The following is a 2,228-nucleotide window of genomic DNA, read 5'->3' on the forward strand; positions in this document are numbered from 1 at the left end:
GCCCCTTTAGGGCGTATTTCTAACAAATATTATTCCTACATATATCTTAATGCTGGTATCTTTGTCAATTACAGTGATAAAATAGCATCGTTACGACGCAAAAAGGAGATTTTGAACATGGTGAAGAAAAACACATCTGGTCCGGTCCGTCGGGTTTGTGCGGATATTGTGGGTGATGATGCGGTTGATCTGGAGATTCTGGAAGTCTCTCTCGGTATTCAGCGAATAGCCAAAAGTAAAAGCGACCGTGACGGTCTGCTGATAAAATCTGCATTGTTGGCACTTGGACGCGCTGTTGACGACTATCGTGCAGAAAGTGGAGTAAAGCATCCAGAGTATGAAGCATTCGTTGAATGGCTCAATACTAATGGAAAACCTCAAGATGCGGTCAAGACGGATTCTGTTACGGCGGTTGGTCATTTTCTGGATAACCATGCTACCGAAGCGGTCTAATTTCAAATTATCTGTATTTCTTGCTGCGGTCCTGTTTTCCGGTACAGCATGGGCAAGTGGCGGCTGGCATCAATTCTGGAATAATCTGGGTGTCAGCACCTACATCCAGATAGGAAACGGGAAAACCGTGGTGTATGATTTTTTCGATCCGAATTGCGTCTATTGCACTGAAGCGTTCAAGCGAGAGCTGCCAGCCATTCAGTCTGGCCAGCTCACCGTGCGTTATGTGCCGGTGGCCATCCTCGCCGCTTCCAGCCTGGGCAAAGCGGCAGCGATCCTGGAATCGCAGGATCAGGCGCACGCTCTGGCGGTAGATTTTCAGGGGATGATGCAGAATGGCTCCGGCGGGGTGCGTGCTATCGTGCCCAGTGACCAGGCGCGTGCCGGCATTGGCCGCAATCTGCAGCTTTTAATGCAGACCGGGAACGACATTGTTCCGGACCTGGTGTTTCGCCTGCCGGATGGTCACGTCGGGATGATTCGCGGGCTGTTTCCGGTATCCGCATTGGATGCCATTATTGCTGGGCAGATGCCTTAAAACCCCATCTATCATTAAGGACACGCAAGTTCCGCAGCCGTATCGCCCAAATGTTTTGCCTGCAGGAAGGTCACATCCGAACTTTGTAACAAACACCTAAGTATTTGGCAAAGCAAATGATTTGGAATAACAAGCGCAAGCATTTCTTTTCTTCTTGCCTCTGACTCATCGAGAAAATCCAGACTGTCGAAAGCAATCCAACTTTCCCGCGTGAGTTCGGCACCTGGAATACCCACATAATAGCCCTCGCGCGGATGTCCAAGCATACATGGTGGAGATGTTCTTAACCCGTTTGGTTTTGTAGTGAATACGGCCACTAAAACGTCGCCTGTAGTCGGAATACTCGCAAGCACAAGAAGGTACTTCGTTCGGAAGCGTCCTGTTTGGTGGTCACGATAATAGGATGGGTCACATATCACCGAGCCGGGTAACAAGGATCTATTCCTGTGCTGCTTTTAGGGCCGACAACCGCATCATTTGTTCTGCATGAATCTCCAGAATGATACTGCGGTCTGGATCGTCTTCCGGTACGGCAAGATCATAAGGAATGGGATCAAAAGCCCCTTTCCCATTTTGCCAGACCTTATCCCAAGCCCCGTTCTGGGCATGGGTCACATCAATCATTACAGGAGAAAAGGTGTCTTTATACGCTTCCGACAAGGATTTCATAATCCGCAACTGACGCGGGGTAAACTCTGATTCGTCGAAACTTATCCCCGGATTCACCTTAACCGATTGGCGTTCAAAGTCGTACACTTTTTCAGACTCAATGTGGACTGCATTCAGCAAGTCCTCACCAAAGGACTCCCACTCTTCCATCAATTTCACAGGAACAGGACCAAATTTCCAGGCCTGATAATCAAATCCCGTGACCGACTTCCCTGTTTCCTGAAAATGCTGGAAATCCAGCAAATAGAGTAGCTTGAACAACTTTATCTTCCCGCAATGCGCCGTGTTCTGCGCGAAGTAGATGATAGCGTTGATCAATTTTTGCCGCTGTCTAAGTGATCGCCTGTCCATGGAGTGTAGTTTAGTCGTGAGAAACGATCCTATCAATGTTTGGATATGCGATTAAATCAGTATCACCAAAATCGTTACGGTAACGATTGCAGCCACAATCGGCCACAAGGTTTTGCGTGCAATCCGCCAGTCTGCCGGTGATGGCGCACACTCGACCAGACATTCTGCGGCAAATGCAGGAATCAGTACGATGCGCCAGGCTTGCGCCCAGCTCCAT

Annotated in this window: 4 protein-coding genes; 2 read left to right on the forward strand and 2 right to left on the reverse strand. The window is 48.9% G+C overall.

What is annotated here, in order from left to right; genetic code table 11:
* Positions 1 to 453 (forward strand): hypothetical protein (locus AC2VLY_RS07595; protein ID WP_486922042.1); only part of this gene is annotated, 453 nt, incomplete at its 5' end.
* Positions 434 to 991: a thioredoxin fold domain-containing protein gene (locus tag AC2VLY_RS07600; protein WP_486892243.1), complete on the forward strand. Its 558-nt coding sequence runs from the start codon at positions 434 to 436 to the stop codon at positions 989 to 991. The genes AC2VLY_RS07595 and AC2VLY_RS07600, both read left to right, overlap by 20 nt.
* 14 nt (positions 992 to 1,005) lie before the next feature.
* On the opposite strand, the gene AC2VLY_RS07605 is transcribed toward AC2VLY_RS07600, so the two are convergent.
* The gene (locus tag AC2VLY_RS07605; RefSeq protein WP_486892242.1) at positions 1,006 to 1,308 is read right to left on the reverse strand and encodes a hypothetical protein; all 303 of its coding nucleotides are present in this window, start codon (positions 1,306 to 1,308) and stop codon (positions 1,006 to 1,008) included.
* Positions 1,309 to 1,429: 121 nt separating this feature from the next.
* Positions 1,430 to 1,978 (reverse strand): Panacea domain-containing protein, encoded by a 549-nt coding sequence (locus AC2VLY_RS07610; protein ID WP_486892241.1) that lies wholly within the window; start codon positions 1,976 to 1,978, stop codon positions 1,430 to 1,432.
* Positions 1,979 to 2,228: the final 250 nt, after the last annotated feature.

It is taken from the genome of Acidithiobacillus sp. TH-A36, from assembly GCF_057473445.1.

Bases quoted from the DNA above. Each gene is read 5' to 3' on its own strand.
- AC2VLY_RS07600 (WP_486892243.1), top strand. From the start codon at position 434: ATGCTACCGAAGCGGTCTAATTTCAAATTATCTGTATTTCTTGCTGCG.